Genomic DNA, 14,371 nt, shown 5'->3' on the forward strand with positions numbered 1-14,371 from the left:
CGCGGCGGACGCAGCCGCGCGCACCGCCCCTCAGGCGCAACGGGTATGCCCGGGAAAGAAGCAGAGCCATGCTGATCAAGACGATCAACGCCGTCCTCGCCGTCCTCGCCGGAGTGGGTGGCGCCCTGGTCCTGTTCTGGGTGCTCAACCGGCTGGTGGGGCTGCTGCCCGGCAAGTGGGAGGACCGCCTCAAGCCGTACGTCTACATCGGCCCGGCCTTCCTCGCGATCAGCCTCTACCTGATCTACCCGGCGATCCAGACGATCCACTTCAGCTTCGCCAACGCCGACAGCACCGCCTACGTCGGGCTCGACAACTACACCTCGCTGCTCGGGTCGGCCGGCTTCCGCTCCACCCTGGTCAACACGCTCCTGTGGATCGTCATCGTGCCCGCCGTGACCATCGCGCTGGGGCTCGGCATCGCCGTCTTGTCCGACCGGCTCAGGCCACGCGCCGAGAAGCTGGCCAAGACGGCCATCTTCATGCCCATGGCGATCTCCGCGGTCGGCGCCGGGACCATCTGGCGCTTCGTCTACGCGACGAACCCGCCCGGAGAGCCGCAGATCGGCGTGCAGAACGCGATCGTCACCGCCCTCGGGTTCGATCCGGTCAACTGGCTGCAGATCACCGACTTCAAGTTCAACAGCCTCGAGCTCATGGTGATGCTGCTGTGGGCGCAGGTCGGCTTCTCCATGGTCCTGCTCTCGGCGGCCATCAAGGGCGTGCCGGCCGACACGCTGGAGGCGGCCAGGATCGACGGGGCGAGGGAACGCCAGATCTTCTTCAAGGTGATCGTTCCGCAGATCCGCGGGACCATCATCACGGTCTTCGTCACGGTGACGATCGGCGTCATGAAGCTGTTCGACATCGTCTACGTCATGACGAACGGCGACTTCGACACCAACGTCATCGGCGTGCAGTTCTTCAACGAGCTCTTCACGAACTTCAACAACGGCCACGCGGCCGCGATCGTGGTCATGCTGATGATCGCCATCATTCCGATCATGATCTACCAGGTGCGCCAGTTCCGTACCGAGGAGGCCGGGCGATGAGCATCACCGAGCGACCCGAGACCCGTTCCGCGGGCTCGTCCCCCGCCCACCGGCAGACCGCCCCGCGCCGCCGGACGCGCCACCAGGGAGAAGCCACCCCGGTGGCCAAGGCCACCGTGATCTTCGTCTGCACCCTGTGGGTGATCCCGACGCTGGGGCTGCTGATCACGTCGTTCCGCACCAAGGACGACGCCAACGCGCTCGGCTGGTGGACGATCTTCACCGACCCCGCGTCACTGGGTCGCCTCACGACCCAGGCTTACAGCGAGGTCATCGCGCAGGCGAACCTCGACCAGGCGTTCGTGAACAGCTTCGCGATCGCGCTGCCGGCGACGTTCATCCCGCTGCTCATCGCGGCGTTCGCGGCGTACGCGTTCGCGTTCATGAGGTTCCCCGGGCGCAACACGCTCTTCATCGTGATCGTCAGCCTGCTCGTCGTACCGAACTACGTGGCGCTGGTGCCGGTCCTGCAGCTCTACGGAGACTTCGGCATCAACGGGACCTTCCCGGCCGCGTGGCTGGCGCACATCGGCTTCGGCATGTCGCTGGCGATCTACATCCTGCGCAACTACATGGCGACGCTGCCGCAGGCGGTGCTCGAATCGGCCAGGATCGACGGCGCCAGCCACTTCACCATGTTCTGGCGGCTCATCATGCCCATGTGCGTGCCGGCGCTCGCGTCGTTCGCGATCTTCCAGTTCCTGTGGGTCTGGAACGACCTGCTCATCGCCCTCGTCTTCATCGGGCCGGGCGAGAACGAGCCGATCACGATCGCGGTCAAATCGCTCATGGGCCAGCAGGGCCAGGGCTGGCAACTGGTCACCGCCGGCGGCTTCATCTCGATGGTGGTGCCCATCCTGTTCTTCCTCGCCCTGCAGCGCTTCTTCGTCCGCGGCCTCACCGCCGGGTCCGTCAAAGGCTGACATTCCGCCGTACCCGCAGCTCCTTCCCGTGACCTGAGAGAAAGATCCTCATGCCCACACCACCCCCTGCCCAGCCGCACGAGGAGCCCTGGTGGACCTCGGCCGTCGTCTACCAGGTCTATGTGCGCAGCTTCGCCGACTCCGACGGTGACGGAATCGGCGACCTGCGCGGCTTGCTGAGTAAGGTGGACTACCTGAGCCATCTGGGCATCGACGTCGTCTGGCTGTCCCCGATCTACCCCTCCCCTCAGGACGACGGCGGCTACGACGTCAGCGACTACCAGGGCATCGACCCGCTCTTCGGAACGCTCGCCGACTTCGACGCACTGCTCTCCGCGCTGCACGCCAGAGGCATCAAGCTGATCATCGACCTCGTCGTCAACCACACCTCGGACGAGCACCCGTGGTTCAAAGCCTCCCGATCGGACCCATCCAGCCCCTACCGCGACTGGTACTGGTGGCGTCCGGCGCGCCCCGGGACCATTCCTGGCAAGCCCGGCTCCGAACCGAACAACTGGCGGGCGGCCTTCTCCGGCTCGGCCTGGGAGTTCGACGAGGACACGCAGGAGTACTACCTGCACCTCTTCTCACGCCGCCAGCCCGATCTCAACTGGGAGAACCCCCAGGTCCGCCAGGCCGTCCACCAGATGATGCGCTGGTGGCTGGACCGCGGTGTCGACGGCTTCCGGATGGACGTCATCAACATGATCTCCAAGGGCGTCCAGCTGCCCGACGGCCCGCCGATCCCGGGCGAGGACTTCGGCGACGGCGGCCCGTTCTACCTCTGCGGTCCACGCCTGGACGAGTTCCTCCAGGAGATGCGCCAGGAGGTGTTCGCCGGCCGCGGCGATCACGTGCTGACCGTCGGCGAGATGCCGAACGTCACGCTGGAGCAGGCCCGCGCGATCACCGATCGCCACTCGCCGCGCCTCGACATGGTCTTCCAGTTCGAACATGTCCAGGTGGACCAAGGGCCGGGAGGGAAGTTCGACCTGCTCCCGCTGCGCCCGGCGGACCTCAAGGCATCCCTCAGCCGGTGGCAGGAGGGGCTGGCCGGCACCGGATGGAACACCCTCTATCTCGGCAACCACGACCAGCCGCGGCTGGTGTCGAGGTTCGGTGATGCGGATGAGCTGCGCGTCCCCTCGGCCAAGGCGCTCGCCACAATGCTGCACCTGCACCGCGGCACGCCCTTCATCTTCCAGGGGGATGAGCTCGGCATGACGAACTACCCCTGGCGCGAGGCGAGCGAGTTCCGCGACATCGAGTCGCTCAACCACTACCGCGATCGGGTGGAACGCGGCGAGGATCCCGAGACGGTTCTGCAGACCTTGCGCCGGATGAGCCGGGACAACGCCCGCACGCCGATGCAATGGGACGCCTCGCCGAACGCCGGGTTCAGCACCGGCACCCCATGGCTGAGCGTTCACCCCGATCATGCCGAGGTGAACGTCGCACGGCAGCTGGACGACCCGGATTCCGTGCTGTCCCACTACCGCAGGCTCATCACGCTGCGGCATGAGGAGCCGGCCGTCTCCAGGGGAGATTTCGCCCTGTTGCTGCCGTCGCACGAGCAGGTGTACGCCTTCATGCGCCGTCATGAGGGGACCGAGGTGCTGGTCGTGACCAACCTCACGGGTATGGAGGCCAACGCCGGATCGCTGCCCGGCGCTCTCGGCTGGCTGGAGGCCGAGCTCCTGCTCATGAACTATCCGGGCGTGCCCACCTCTTGGCGGCTGCGCCCGTTCGAGTCCCGGGTCTACCGCCGCCGCTGACGACGTTCATGTCGCGTTCTCCGTGCCTGAGCCCCGCTGATGAAGCAGGGCCTCCGCGGCGGTCCAAGCCCGGGCGAGCCCGAACTCGGCCAGGCCGCGGATGAGGTCGCGGAAGGTTTCCTCCGTGGCCCCGTCCGCCTGCGCCAAGGCGGCGTGCAGGCGCATCGACTGGCCCAGCGTCTGGTAGAAGACGTCCACGGTCAGGCAGGCGATGGCTCGCTCGCGGATGCTGAGGTGCGGGCGGGCCCAGCGCTGGGCCAGCTGGTCTTCGGTGAAGGCGGCCAGTCCCGGGTCCACGGCCTCGAGACCGTGGATGGCGCGGGCCAGCGCTCCGGTCAGCGGCACCGGCTTGATCGGGTCGGTGTCCTGCGCCGGGGGCAGGCCGAGTTCGGTCAGTCGCTGGAAGGCTGGGACGAGGATGGGGTAGCCCACGTAGGGGGCCAGGTGGCGGTAGAGCTCCCTGATGGCCTCGGGGTCGACGCCGTTGGACAGGGCCATCTGGACGTGCATGGCCAGGGGCAGGTCCAGATGCGGGTGACACAGGTCGGCGGTCAGGCAGACGAAGGCCTTCTCGCGCATGGTCAGGTGGGTCAGGCCCCACAGGTTGTGGCCCGCGCCGACCGCGAGCTGGGCGAAGACGGGGTCGAGCGCGACGAGGGCGTCGGCTCCGGCGAGCTGGGTCATGGGTGCTCCGTTCAGGACAGGTCGAGGGTCAGGACAGGCCCAATGCGCGCAGCCGCAGGGCGTCGAGGGTGTATTGGGGGAGGATGCGGCCGAGCGTGCTCATCAGCCGTGATTTCTTGCCGACCGGGTAGCGCGAGCGCGGCTTGCGGGCGGTCAGGGCGTGCAAGACGGCGCGGGCGACCACGTCGGGGCTGGAGCCGGAGCGCTCTTCCTTCAGGCCGCTGGTGACCATGGTCCGGTAGGCGGCGCCGTACAGGCGTCTGCCTTCCTCGCCGATGGCGGCCAGGCGGGGTTCGACCTCGCCTTCGAGCTTGTCGACGGCGGCGGTGTGGATGGAGCCGGGTTCGATGAGGACCGCGCGGATGCCCCAGGGCTTGACCTCCATGCGCAGCGCGTCGTTGAGGGAGCGGATGGCGTGTTTGGAGGAGCACAGGGGGCCGCCGAAGGGCAGGGTGATCCAGCTGCCGACCGAGCCGACGGTGACGACGCGGCCTTTCGAGGCGCGCAGCTTCGGCAGCATGGCCTGGGTGACGGCCACCTGGCCGAAGACGTTGACCTCGTACTGCCGGCGCAGCGCGTCCAGGGAGACGAACTCCAGGGGGCCGGTGACGCCGATGCCGGCGTTGTTGACCAGGGCGTCCAGGCGATCGATCGTCCTGACCGCCTCCGCGATCTGGCCGGGGTCGGTGACGTCCAGCGTGATCGGGGTGACCGTCGGGCCGAGCGCCTGGCCGTCGGCCTCCTTACGAACTCCGGCGTAGACGGTGAAGCCCTCGCGGGCCAGCAGAAGGGCGGTGGCCCGCCCGATTCCGGTGGAAGCACCGGTCACCAGGACGGTTTTCGACATGAGTGGTCCTTCCGGGTCCAGGTCAGTAGGAGGCGCGCATCAGCTCGGTCGCCCATTCCGGTGGCGTCCAGACTGATCACGACCGTACGGCCCGTCGGTTCCGGCCGAATCAGTCATGGTGGCTGAAGTCTTGCGAGGCTCCCACCGGCTGGTTAGGTAGGGAGCTGATCGAGCGGCCCGTTACCTGACCGGCGGGTGAGCCTGCTGCTCCTCGGTCTTGAGCTGGCGGTTCTCCTTGACGAGGAAGTAGATCAGCAGTCCGCTCATGATGAAGTGGCCGCCGGCGGTGTACAGGCCGGGGAAGTAGCCGCCCTTGATGATCGGGAAGACGAAGTGGGCGATGCCGTTGAGCAGGCCCGCGCCCAGGGCGTACCACCACAGGAAGAAGTTGGCCACGCGGATCCGGTAGAGCGCGCCCGCGCCGGCGAAGAAGTAGAGCGCGCCGAAGCCGAAGACGAAGACGAGCAGGAACTCCTTCTCCGGCCAGTCGCGCGGCGAGTCGAACAGCTCGACGATCTCGTGCGGGAAGCCGCCGGTGTACTCCTCGGCCATGTGGATGAGCTGGAAGCCCACCGCACACAGGTAGATGGCGATCACCTTCCTGGACTTCACCGGGCGGGTGTAGCTGAAGGCGATCCACCCGCTCCAGCCCAGCACGCTGGCGACCACGAGGATGATGGCACCTTGGATGGGGAGGGTCAGCAGTGCCCAAGTGCAGAAGGCGGCGGCCAGGATCGCCATGACGGTCGCCGAGTAGGGTTCAGGTCGTTTGGTCATGGCCGAAACCCTAGGAAGATGGCGCTATCGGTCGCCTCTGTCAGATGACTGATCGAGGCCCGGGGCACATCAGTCACCTTGACGGAGGCGATGCCGCCTTGCAGGCCGACCACGCCGGCCCGCACGGGCCACGCTCTGCCGCCGGTCGCCACCGTCCAGGCCGATCTCGGCCGCTTCGTCGGAGGAGAAGGTGTTCGTCATGGACGGCTGTCGATCACTCTGTCCGGGGATCGAGGTGAGGAGACGATCACCGTCAGCATGCTGGCAGGCGAGGTCGGCACCTGGCGCGGCAGCTACTTCGCCTCCCTCCCGCACAGCTGCCCGTCCATCTCAAGGCCCTGGCCACGGGCATCGAGGCGCGCGAGGCGAACGTGTTCCGCGCCGTCCTGCGCACACCAGGTGAGGGCGACGAGCTGCTGGCCGCCCGAGGCATCCGGCCGGCGCGTTATGACGTCGTCGTGCTGATCCGCCGGCTCGGCAATGTGGATCACAGCCAGGACCATTGCTTCCTGTTCAACTACTTCTACGCCGATGACCGCGAGACCTTGCTGAAGGTGTGGGAGTACACCGCCGGGTGGTTCCAGGCCAAGACCGCGCTGCCCAACTCCGCCTTGATGCAGCCGCTGGAGGGCGAGTCTGCGGACTACGGGCTCGTCAACCACGCGAGCTGGCCGAACTGGCGGACCTTTCTGCCCAGCCTGATCTTGCGGCCTACCTTCCGCAGTTTTGTGCTGGCCAACTTCAAGGCCAACGGCGTCGCCGCGCAGCCGATCATCGACCGCCGGGTGTGACCTGCCCTCAGGCCAGTCCTGGGAGTCTGGCCAGCTCGGCGCGGAGGAGACGCCGTGTCGACAACCGTCGGCGACCCGGCGGGTGCGCCCTCGCGGACGGCGAATGTCAGCTCGCGGGAAGGTGGCGTCGGAGGAAGGCGACTTGGTCGGTGAGCACGTGTTCCCTGGTCTCGGGGTCGTTGTAGAAGCTGAAATGAGTGCCAGGGTAGATCCGTAGCTCACCGCGCGGCGCGCGATCGGCGAGTGCTCGTGTCGTTTCTCGCGGCGTCTCCCGGTCATCGGCGGCTATGCAGACCAGTAGCGGCATGCTCAGCCGCTCGGCCGCATCGCCTGGCCGGTAACGCGCCATGGCGAGGAACGCCCTGGGGGCAACGCTGTTACGCCAGAGGGTGGTGCCGTGCTCGCCGGTGAGGGTCCTGATGTGCTGGTCCGCTTCTGCGGTGGCGGTGACCGCGAGCTCGCCCGGCTTTCCCACCATGGGGATGTAGTAGGGCGACAGGCCGAGCTTGCCACGTACGGCGTCCCAGAGGATGGCGGCCTCGAGGCGGAGGGTCTGCCCCATGGAGCGGCCCTCGACCTTTTTGGGGAATCCGTTGAACGGAATCTGCGCAACCACGGCGACGATCGCGGGATCGTCGGCTGCCACGGACACGGCGTGGCCTCCACCGAGTGAATTGCCCCAGATCATCACCTGACCGGGGTCGACGTGCTCATGGCCGCGGGCGAAGGCGACAGCGGCGCGTAGGTCGTCCTGCTGACCCTCGATATCGACCAACTGCCGCGGCTCACCGTCGCTCTCGCCGAAATTGCGATAGTCGAACACCAAGGCCGCAATCCCCTCGGCGGCGAACCGCTCGGCGTACGGGAACAGGCGGTCCATCGTCCCGCTGAACCCGTGGCAGAGCACCACGCACGGCATTCGCCCTGGACGGTCGGCAGGCAGGTAGAGATAGCCCGCGCAGCGGATGCCGGCCGAAGTGAAGGACGCCTTGACTCGTTCAAACATCCCGATCACCCCAAGCCTTAGACCGACCTTTGGTCGGTAGCGTAGCCGATCCACTGACCAAGGGTAAGTCTTGGAGGTGTGTTATGAGCGCTGCGCTCTTCTAAGCGAGCTCGAAGCTGTCTCTCGGGCGACGATCCACCGTTGTCTCAAAAACAAAGTTTAGAGATTTTGATTTCGAAACAACGCGGGCGGCTCGGGCCGAGGGCTACGACGGGGGTGACTCACGGGCTCCGTTCGGGAACGACGATGGCCAGGACGCGCTCCGCGATCTGGAGGGGTGGTACGCGGGTAGTCGCACCGTGACGCGGAGCCCGCCGGCGGGGCGGGGGGTGAGGGTGAGGGTTCCGTCGTGTGCTTGGGCGATGCTTTTGACGATTGCCAGGCCGAGGCCGACACCGGCGTGGTCGGTGCGTATGCGTTTGGTGCCGCGCTGAAACGGCTCGACAAGCGTGGAAACCAATTGTGGGGCGAGCTTCTCGCCGGTGTTCTCGACAGTGAGCACCACAGCCTTGGGCTGAACGCTGGTCGTGACCCACACGGTGCCCTGTTCAGGCAGGTTGTGGATGATCGCGTTGTGCACGAGGTTCGTCGTCATCTGCAGCAGGAGCTCGTGTGAGCCGATGGTGGGGGTCATGTCGCCGGAGGTCTCGATGGAGAGGCCGCGTTTTTCCGCGAGGGGGAGGAGCGTTTCGGTGGCTTCTTCCGCGATGAGGGACAGGTCGACGTGTAGCCGGATGAAGGACCGTTTGTCGGCGCGGCTGAGCAGGAGCAATGCTTCAGTGAGGTTGATCGCTCGGGTGTTGACGGCGTGGAGGCGGTCGAGGAGTTCGCCGGTGTCCCGGTTCAGATCGTTGCGGGCCACGTCGAGAAGTGTCTGCGAGATCGCCAGTGGGGTGCGCAGTTCGTGGGAGGCGTTGGCTGCGAATCTCTGCTGTTCGGCGACGTGTGCTTCGAGCCGCATGAGCATGGTGTCGAAGGCGTCGGCGAGTTCGCGGAACTCATCTCTGGGGCCCTGTAGCCGGATTCGGTGGGACAGTGATCCGTTCGCGGCCATGCGTGTGGCCTGTGTGATGCGAGTCAGAGGGGTGAGCATGCGGCCGGCGAGAATCCATCCTCCCACGAGACCGAACACCAGCAGGAACGCCCAAACTGCGGCTGCCCGCGGAGCGAAAGCGCTCAGGAGGTCGGATTGGTTGGGAACAAAAGGACCGAGGACCCGGATCGGACCGTCGGGCACATAACGCAGCAGGAATACCCACACCGTCGCGAGCAGCAAGGCACCTGCAAGCATGACGAACCCGGCATAGCTGAGAGTAAGTTTGAGGCGAACGCTCAAACCAGGCGTCCTATCCACGGCTCACTCCCTCACGTCCGGTGCCGGGTGCTGTGTCGATGCGGTAGCCGACGCCGGCCACGGTGGCGATGATCCCGGGTTCGCCGAGCCGTTTGCGCAGTGCCGAGACAGTGATGCGCACGGCGTTGGTGAAGGGGTCGGCGTTCTCGTCCCACGCTCGCTCCAAGAGTTCTTCGGCGCTGACGACACCGCCTTCGGCGGCGACGAGGACTTCGAGCACGGCGAACTGTTTCCGGGTGAGCGCGACGTAGCGGCCGTCGCGGTAGACCTCGCGGCGGAACGGATCCAGACGCAGGCCTGCGATCTCTCGCACGGGTGGTCTGTTGTGGGCGCGCCTGCGGTCGAGTGCTCGGAGACGGAGCACGAGCTCTCGGAGTGCGAAGGGCTTGGTGAGGTAGTCGTCGGCGCCGAGTTCGAACCCGGAGGCCTTGTCGTCGAGTCGGTCGGCGGCGGTGAGCATGAGGATGGGCATGCCGCTGCCGGAGGCGACGATACGTTTGGCGATCTCGTCGCCGGAGGGACCGGGGATATCGCGGTCGAGGACGGCGATGTCGTAGGCGTTGATGCTCAGCAGTTCCAGAGCGGTGTCACCGTCACCGGCGAGGTCGGCGGCGATCGCTTCCAGCCGTAGGCCATCGCGGATGGCTTCTGCCAAATAGGGCTCGTCCTCGACGACCAACACACGCATGCTCTCGAGGGTATGAGCCGGAGCATATCGTCGGCATATCGAAAACCCCATACGTGCTGACAACGCCACGCTGCCTTGACTGCAGGCATGACCTGCACCGGACCAGCACGAAGAGCAGCCCGCCGTACCCGATCGACCATCCTCGCTGCCCTTGTAGTCGTCAGCGCGGCGCTTATCGGTGTCCTCGCTTACCGGACCCTGGCCTCCTCGGCGGCATCACCCATCGACATTCTTCAGGGCGACCGCCATGGTGCACTTGGCGAGGCAGATGGCGCCGTCCCCGACGGCGTGACGGTCTTCGATGACGAAATTCCGGCCGTGGCCAACCTCGACCACGAGCTGCTCGCCGCCCTGCGCCAAGCTGCGACTGATGCCGCGCACGACGGGGTCGAGTTCTTCGTCAATAGCGGCTGGCGTTCCCCGGCGTACCAGGAACAACTACTCCATGAGGCGGTCTCGGAGTACGGCTCAGAAGAGGAAGCCGCCCGATGGGTGGCCACCGCGGACAAGTCTCTTCACGTGTCGGGGGACGCGGTCGACCTCGGGCCCTCCGATGCCACGGCGTGGCTGTCCAAGCACGGCGCCGAGTACGGGCTGTGCCAGATCTACCGCAACGAACCCTGGCACTACGAACTGCGCCCCGAAGCCATCGATGACGGCTGCCCGCCCATGTACGCCGACCCCACGCACGATCCAAGGATGCAGCAGTGATCAGCACGCTCGGCAAGACACGTCACCGGCGCGGCGCCTGCCGTGTTGCCTCCACCGGTCGTCACGGCGCACCGAGCCGTGCCGCCTGCGTTAACAAGCCTCCTCTTTGACAGCCTAGGAGTCCTAGGATAAATCTAGGAATCCTAGGAAATGCAAGGAGGATGCATGGCACGGGCCAGGCTGACGGCGGAGCAGGTGACGATCGCGGGTGCCGAGCTGGCGGACGAGGTGGGGCTCGACCAGGTGACGATCGCGGAGGTGGCGCGGCGGCTCGGTGTGAAGGACGCGAGCCTCTACACCCACGTCCGCAGTCTGGAGGACCTGCGTGGACGGATCGCGCTGTTGGCGGCGGACGAAAAGACCGTCCAGATAGCGGATGCCACCGCCGGCCGGGCGGGCAAGGATGCGCTGGTCGCGTTCGCGAATGCCTGGCGGGATTACGCCCGTGAGCATCCGGGTCGCTACATGGCGACGCAGACTCCAATCCAGATCGACCCGGAGCTGGCCGCAAAGGCGCCCGGGCCGCGGCGTGCGGTCGAGCTGACCTACAGCATGCTGCGTGCCTACGGGCTGGAAGAGCCAGACCTGACCGACGCGGTCCGGGTGCTGCGCAGCACGTTCCACGGGTTTGTCGCCCTGGAGGCGGCGGGCGGGTTCGGGCATGAGCGCTCGCCGCAGGACTCGTGGGTCCGCGCACTCGACGCCCTGCACGTCCTCCTGGAGCACTGGCCCCCGTCCCGTGAAGGAGACCCGAAATGACCGACCCGACCAACGGCAGCCTGCGCGTGAACGGCGCGACCCTGCACTACGAGGTGCGCGGCCGGGGCCCGCTCCTGCTTCTGATTCCCGGCGGGGCGGGCGATGCGGCCTCCTTCGACGGCGTCGCCGACGACCTGGCCGCCGAGTACACGGTAGTGACCTACGACCCGCGTGGAATGTCCCGCAGCCCGCTGGACGACCCCGAGGCCGAGCAGCGGGTCGAGGAGCACGCCGACGACGCGTTCCGGATCTTGGAGCTGCTGTCGCCCGGCGAGCCCGCCCACGTTTTCGCTGCCAGCTCGGGTGCGATCATCTCTCTGCACCTGCTCACCGCCCATCCCGAACGCGTCGGACGCGTCGTGGCGCACGAGCCGCCGGTGGTGGAGGTGCTGCCGGATGCCGCCGAACATCGCGCGCTCATCGCGCGGGTGCGGGAGACGTTCCGCACCGAGGGGCTCATGCCGGCGATGGCCGTGTTCATGGCAGGTCTGAGGAAGGACGGCGACACCACCGAACCCCCGGCCGAGATCAAGCTTCCGCCCCAGGCTGCGGCGCGGGCCGAGCGGACGATCGCCAACATGCCGTACTTCGTCGGGCGCATCGTGCCGAGCTTCATGTCGTATGCCCCGGACCTCGACCGGCTGGCGGCGCTGTCGGACCGGCTCGTGCTTGCGTGCGGCGAGGACTCGCGCGGCGAGCTGCCCTACCGTCCGGCCGCTTTCCTGGCCGCGCGTTTCGGCGTGGAGCTCGTGCACTTCCCGGGCGGGCACACCGGCCTGACCACGCACCCCGCCGAGTTCGGCGAGCTCCTTCGCAAGGTCTTTCGCTCCTAGCCCCGCAGTCGTCGCCGCAGCCGGCGCGCGACCAGCATCGGCGTCACCGCCGCGCCGACGCCGGCGGCGGCCCATCGCACCCGCCCGAGCAGATTTCACAGAGAACCGGGCTGTCCCCGTCACCAAAAAAGTGATATCAATTTGCTAGCAAGATGAAGTCACGGAGAAGGGACGGACGATGGCGAACACATCGGGCGGGGCCGCACTTGAGGCCGCCGTCGTGGACATGCCCGCACCCCGCACGAGCGAGCACCCGGTGCGGGCGGCCAACGGGTTCGTGATGCTGGGGGTGGCGACGGCGCTGGAGCTGGCCGGGATCGTGCTGCTCGTCGTGGGAATCGTCATGCTCGCCTCGGGGGCCGGGCAGGGCGGCATGTGGGTGGTCATTGTGAGCATCCTGATGATCCTGCTCGGGTTCTTCATGTACTTCGGCCTCACCGCCGTGGCGCCGGGCGAGGCCCGGGTGGTGCAGCTGCTCGGCCGGTACGTCGGCACCCTGCGCACCCCCGGCTTCCAGTGGGTCAACCCGATCACGGTGCGCCGGCGGGTGTCCACGAGGATCCGCAACCACGAGACGGACGTGACGAAGGTCAACGACGCGGACGGCAACCCGATCCAGATCGCGACCGTGGTGGTCTGGCAGGTGCAGGACACCGCGCAGGCGGTCTTCGAGGTCGACGACTTCGTGGAGTTCGTGGCCATACAGGCGGAGACGGCCGTGCGGCACATCGCGGGCAGCTATCCGTACGACGCGCACGGCGAGCCCAGGCTTTCCCTGCGGGACAACGCCGACGAGATCAACGAGCGGCTGTCCACGGAGATCGCGGCCAGGGTGTCGTCCGCCGGGGTGAAGGTCATCGAGTCCCGCATCATCCACCTGGCGTACGCGCCCGAGATCGCCCACGCCATGCTGCGCCGCCAGCAGGCGGGCGCAGTGGTGGCGGCCCGGCAGCGGATCGTCGAGGGGGCGGTCGGCATGGTGGAGATGGCCCTGGCCAGGCTCGCCGAGCACGACGTGGTCGAGCTGGACGAGGAGCGCAAGGCGGCCATGGTGAGCAACCTGCTCGTGGTGCTGGTCGGTGACCGCGACACCCAGCCCGTGGTCAACACGGGCACGCTCTACCACTGATCACCGTGGAGCGGAAGAAGATCCTGCTGCGGCTTGACCCGGTGGTTCACGACGCGCTGGCCAGGTGGGCGTCCGACGAGCTGCGCAGCACGAACTCCCAGATCGAGTTCCTGCTGCGCAGGGCCCTCTCCGAGGCCGGACGCCTGCCCGACGGGGTGGGGCGGATGCGCCCACGTGGACGGCCGAGGAAGGCGCCGGAGGACGACTCAGGGGACGACACAGATCAGGAAGAAGAAGAGGAGCGGGCGGATGGAGACGCAAGTGAAGCAGGGTGAGTCACTGACCCGATCGGCCTTCCTGTTGGCCTTCGACCTGCGGAAGGAGAAGCTGACCCAGCGGGGCGAGCTGGGCTACCTGCTGCGCGCGGCCACCCTCGCCGAGCTGCTGCTGGCGGGCAACCTGGCGGACGAGTCGGGCAAGGCGCGAGCTCTCACCGCCCCGGCCGCCGAGCCGGGTTCCCTGCGGGCCGTGGTCTGGGAGCAGATCTCGAACTCGCCGCCCCGCTCGTGGCGGCGGTGGGTGCAGAAGGACAATGGCAAGGCGGTCCGCGTGGTAAGCGACGAGCTGGCGGCCGCCCGGATCATCAGGGTGGAGCGGCGCCGGATCCTGCTGTTCCCGGTCGAGCGGATCACGCTGCGCAAGGCGTACCTGTCGCGCAGGCTGGCCGAGCGCGTCGGCCGGGCCATCCGCGGTGGCCAGCCGGTCGGGCACCTGGACGAGGACGTCCGCGTCCTGGCGGCGCTTGCCACGGCGGCCCGGCTCAAGACGGTGGTTCCCTCCTGGTGGGAGACGCGTCTGCGCCGGGACCGTATCCAGCAGCTGTCCGCGCCCGTCGAGCCGATCGCGACCGCATTGCGCAAGAGCATCGAGGCGGCCAGGGCGGCGAGCGAAGCCGGCTGACACGACGAATCACGGCGGCTCCCACCGCCGGCTCTCGGAGCTCCAGCATCCGGAACGGGTCGGCTGCCCTCCGGCTGATGTTGCTCCGCATGACGCATACCGAGATCGAGATCACCGCGGTGACCAGCACCCCGACCTGGCC

At 67.5% G+C, this 14,371-nt stretch carries 16 protein-coding genes; 10 read left to right on the plus strand and 6 right to left on the minus strand.

Annotated elements, in window-relative coordinates; translation table 11 throughout:
* The first annotated feature begins 68 nt into the window (after positions 1-68).
* Genes Q9G87_RS45245 through Q9G87_RS45255 form a run of 3 tightly spaced genes read left to right on the plus strand, consistent with a single transcriptional unit; the run spans position 69 to position 3,750 of the window.
* Positions 69-1,052: a carbohydrate ABC transporter permease gene (locus Q9G87_RS45245; protein ID WP_305922824.1), complete on the plus strand. Its 984-nt coding sequence runs from the start codon at positions 69-71 to the stop codon at positions 1,050-1,052.
* Positions 1,049-1,975 carry a carbohydrate ABC transporter permease gene (locus tag Q9G87_RS45250; RefSeq protein ID WP_305922825.1) on the plus strand — a complete coding sequence of 309 codons (927 nt, stop codon included), beginning with the start codon at positions 1,049-1,051 and terminating at the stop codon, positions 1,973-1,975. Before Q9G87_RS45245 ends, Q9G87_RS45250 begins: the two co-directional genes overlap by 4 nt.
* Positions 1,976-2,025: 50 nt before the next feature.
* A complete protein-coding gene (locus tag Q9G87_RS45255; protein ID WP_305922826.1) occupies positions 2,026-3,750 on the plus strand; it encodes a glycoside hydrolase family 13 protein in 1,725 nt (574 codons plus the stop codon).
* Positions 3,751-3,756: 6 nt separating this feature from the next.
* Here the strand turns inward: Q9G87_RS45255 and Q9G87_RS45260 are convergent, their stop codons facing one another.
* From Q9G87_RS45260 to Q9G87_RS45270, 3 genes are all read right to left on the minus strand, one after another.
* Entirely contained in the window at positions 3,757-4,434 is a 678-nt protein-coding gene (locus tag Q9G87_RS45260) for a carboxymuconolactone decarboxylase family protein (protein ID WP_305922827.1), read from the minus strand.
* Between the two features lie 28 nt (positions 4,435-4,462).
* Positions 4,463-5,281 carry an SDR family oxidoreductase gene (locus tag Q9G87_RS45265; protein ID WP_305922828.1) on the minus strand — a complete coding sequence of 273 codons (819 nt, stop codon included), beginning with the start codon at positions 5,279-5,281 and terminating at the stop codon, positions 4,463-4,465.
* 180 nt (positions 5,282-5,461) lie between these two features.
* A complete protein-coding gene (locus tag Q9G87_RS45270; RefSeq protein ID WP_305922829.1) occupies positions 5,462-6,058 on the minus strand; it encodes an HXXEE domain-containing protein in 597 nt (198 codons plus the stop codon).
* A 371-nt stretch (positions 6,059-6,429) separates the two neighbouring features.
* On the opposite strand from Q9G87_RS45270, the gene Q9G87_RS45275 reads away from it, so the two are divergent.
* Positions 6,430-6,849 (plus strand): hypothetical protein, encoded by a 420-nt coding sequence (locus Q9G87_RS45275; RefSeq protein ID WP_305922830.1) that lies wholly within the window; start codon positions 6,430-6,432, stop codon positions 6,847-6,849.
* 106 nt (positions 6,850-6,955) lie between these two features.
* On the opposite strand, the gene Q9G87_RS45280 is transcribed toward Q9G87_RS45275, so the two are convergent.
* The 3 genes from Q9G87_RS45280 to Q9G87_RS45290 form a co-directional block, all read right to left on the minus strand.
* Positions 6,956-7,855, minus strand: a complete 900-nt coding sequence (locus Q9G87_RS45280) for an alpha/beta hydrolase (RefSeq protein WP_305922831.1) — start codon at positions 7,853-7,855, stop codon at positions 6,956-6,958.
* Between the two features lie 205 nt (positions 7,856-8,060).
* Positions 8,061-9,191 carry a sensor histidine kinase gene (locus Q9G87_RS45285; RefSeq protein WP_305922832.1) on the minus strand — a complete coding sequence of 377 codons (1,131 nt, stop codon included), beginning with the start codon at positions 9,189-9,191 and terminating at the stop codon, positions 8,061-8,063.
* A gap of 10 nt (positions 9,192-9,201) precedes the next feature.
* Complete coding sequence (locus Q9G87_RS45290) at positions 9,202-9,897, minus strand: response regulator transcription factor (RefSeq protein ID WP_305922833.1); 696 nt, start codon at positions 9,895-9,897, stop codon at positions 9,202-9,204.
* A gap of 87 nt (positions 9,898-9,984) precedes the next feature.
* On the opposite strand from Q9G87_RS45290, the gene Q9G87_RS45295 reads away from it, so the two are divergent.
* The 6 genes from Q9G87_RS45295 to Q9G87_RS45320 all read left to right on the plus strand — a co-directional run bounded on the left by Q9G87_RS45295 (position 9,985) and on the right by Q9G87_RS45320 (position 14,229).
* Complete coding sequence (locus Q9G87_RS45295) at positions 9,985-10,608, plus strand: M15 family metallopeptidase (RefSeq protein WP_305922834.1); 624 nt, start codon at positions 9,985-9,987, stop codon at positions 10,606-10,608.
* 165 nt (positions 10,609-10,773) lie between these two features.
* Entirely contained in the window at positions 10,774-11,367 is a 594-nt protein-coding gene (locus Q9G87_RS45300; protein WP_305922835.1) for a TetR/AcrR family transcriptional regulator, read from the plus strand.
* Positions 11,364-12,200 carry an alpha/beta fold hydrolase gene (locus tag Q9G87_RS45305; protein ID WP_305922836.1) on the plus strand — a complete coding sequence of 279 codons (837 nt, stop codon included), beginning with the start codon at positions 11,364-11,366 and terminating at the stop codon, positions 12,198-12,200. The genes Q9G87_RS45300 and Q9G87_RS45305 overlap by 4 nt, the downstream gene beginning before the upstream one ends.
* A 178-nt stretch (positions 12,201-12,378) precedes the next feature.
* Positions 12,379-13,329 (plus strand): SPFH domain-containing protein, encoded by a 951-nt coding sequence (locus tag Q9G87_RS45310; RefSeq protein WP_305922837.1) that lies wholly within the window; start codon positions 12,379-12,381, stop codon positions 13,327-13,329.
* A 5-nt stretch (positions 13,330-13,334) separates the two neighbouring features.
* On the plus strand, positions 13,335-13,604 hold the full coding sequence (locus tag Q9G87_RS45315) for a hypothetical protein (protein ID WP_371825928.1): 270 nt from the start codon (positions 13,335-13,337) through the stop codon (positions 13,602-13,604).
* Complete coding sequence (locus tag Q9G87_RS45320) at positions 13,579-14,229, plus strand: GPP34 family phosphoprotein (RefSeq protein ID WP_305922838.1); 651 nt, start codon at positions 13,579-13,581, stop codon at positions 14,227-14,229. Before Q9G87_RS45315 ends, Q9G87_RS45320 begins: the two co-directional genes overlap by 26 nt.
* Positions 14,230-14,371: the final 142 nt, after the last annotated feature.

Origin of the sequence: Nonomuraea turcica, from assembly GCF_030718205.1 — a bacterium.
In the GTDB taxonomy this organism is placed as follows: Bacteria; Actinomycetota; Actinomycetes; order Streptosporangiales; family Streptosporangiaceae; genus Nonomuraea.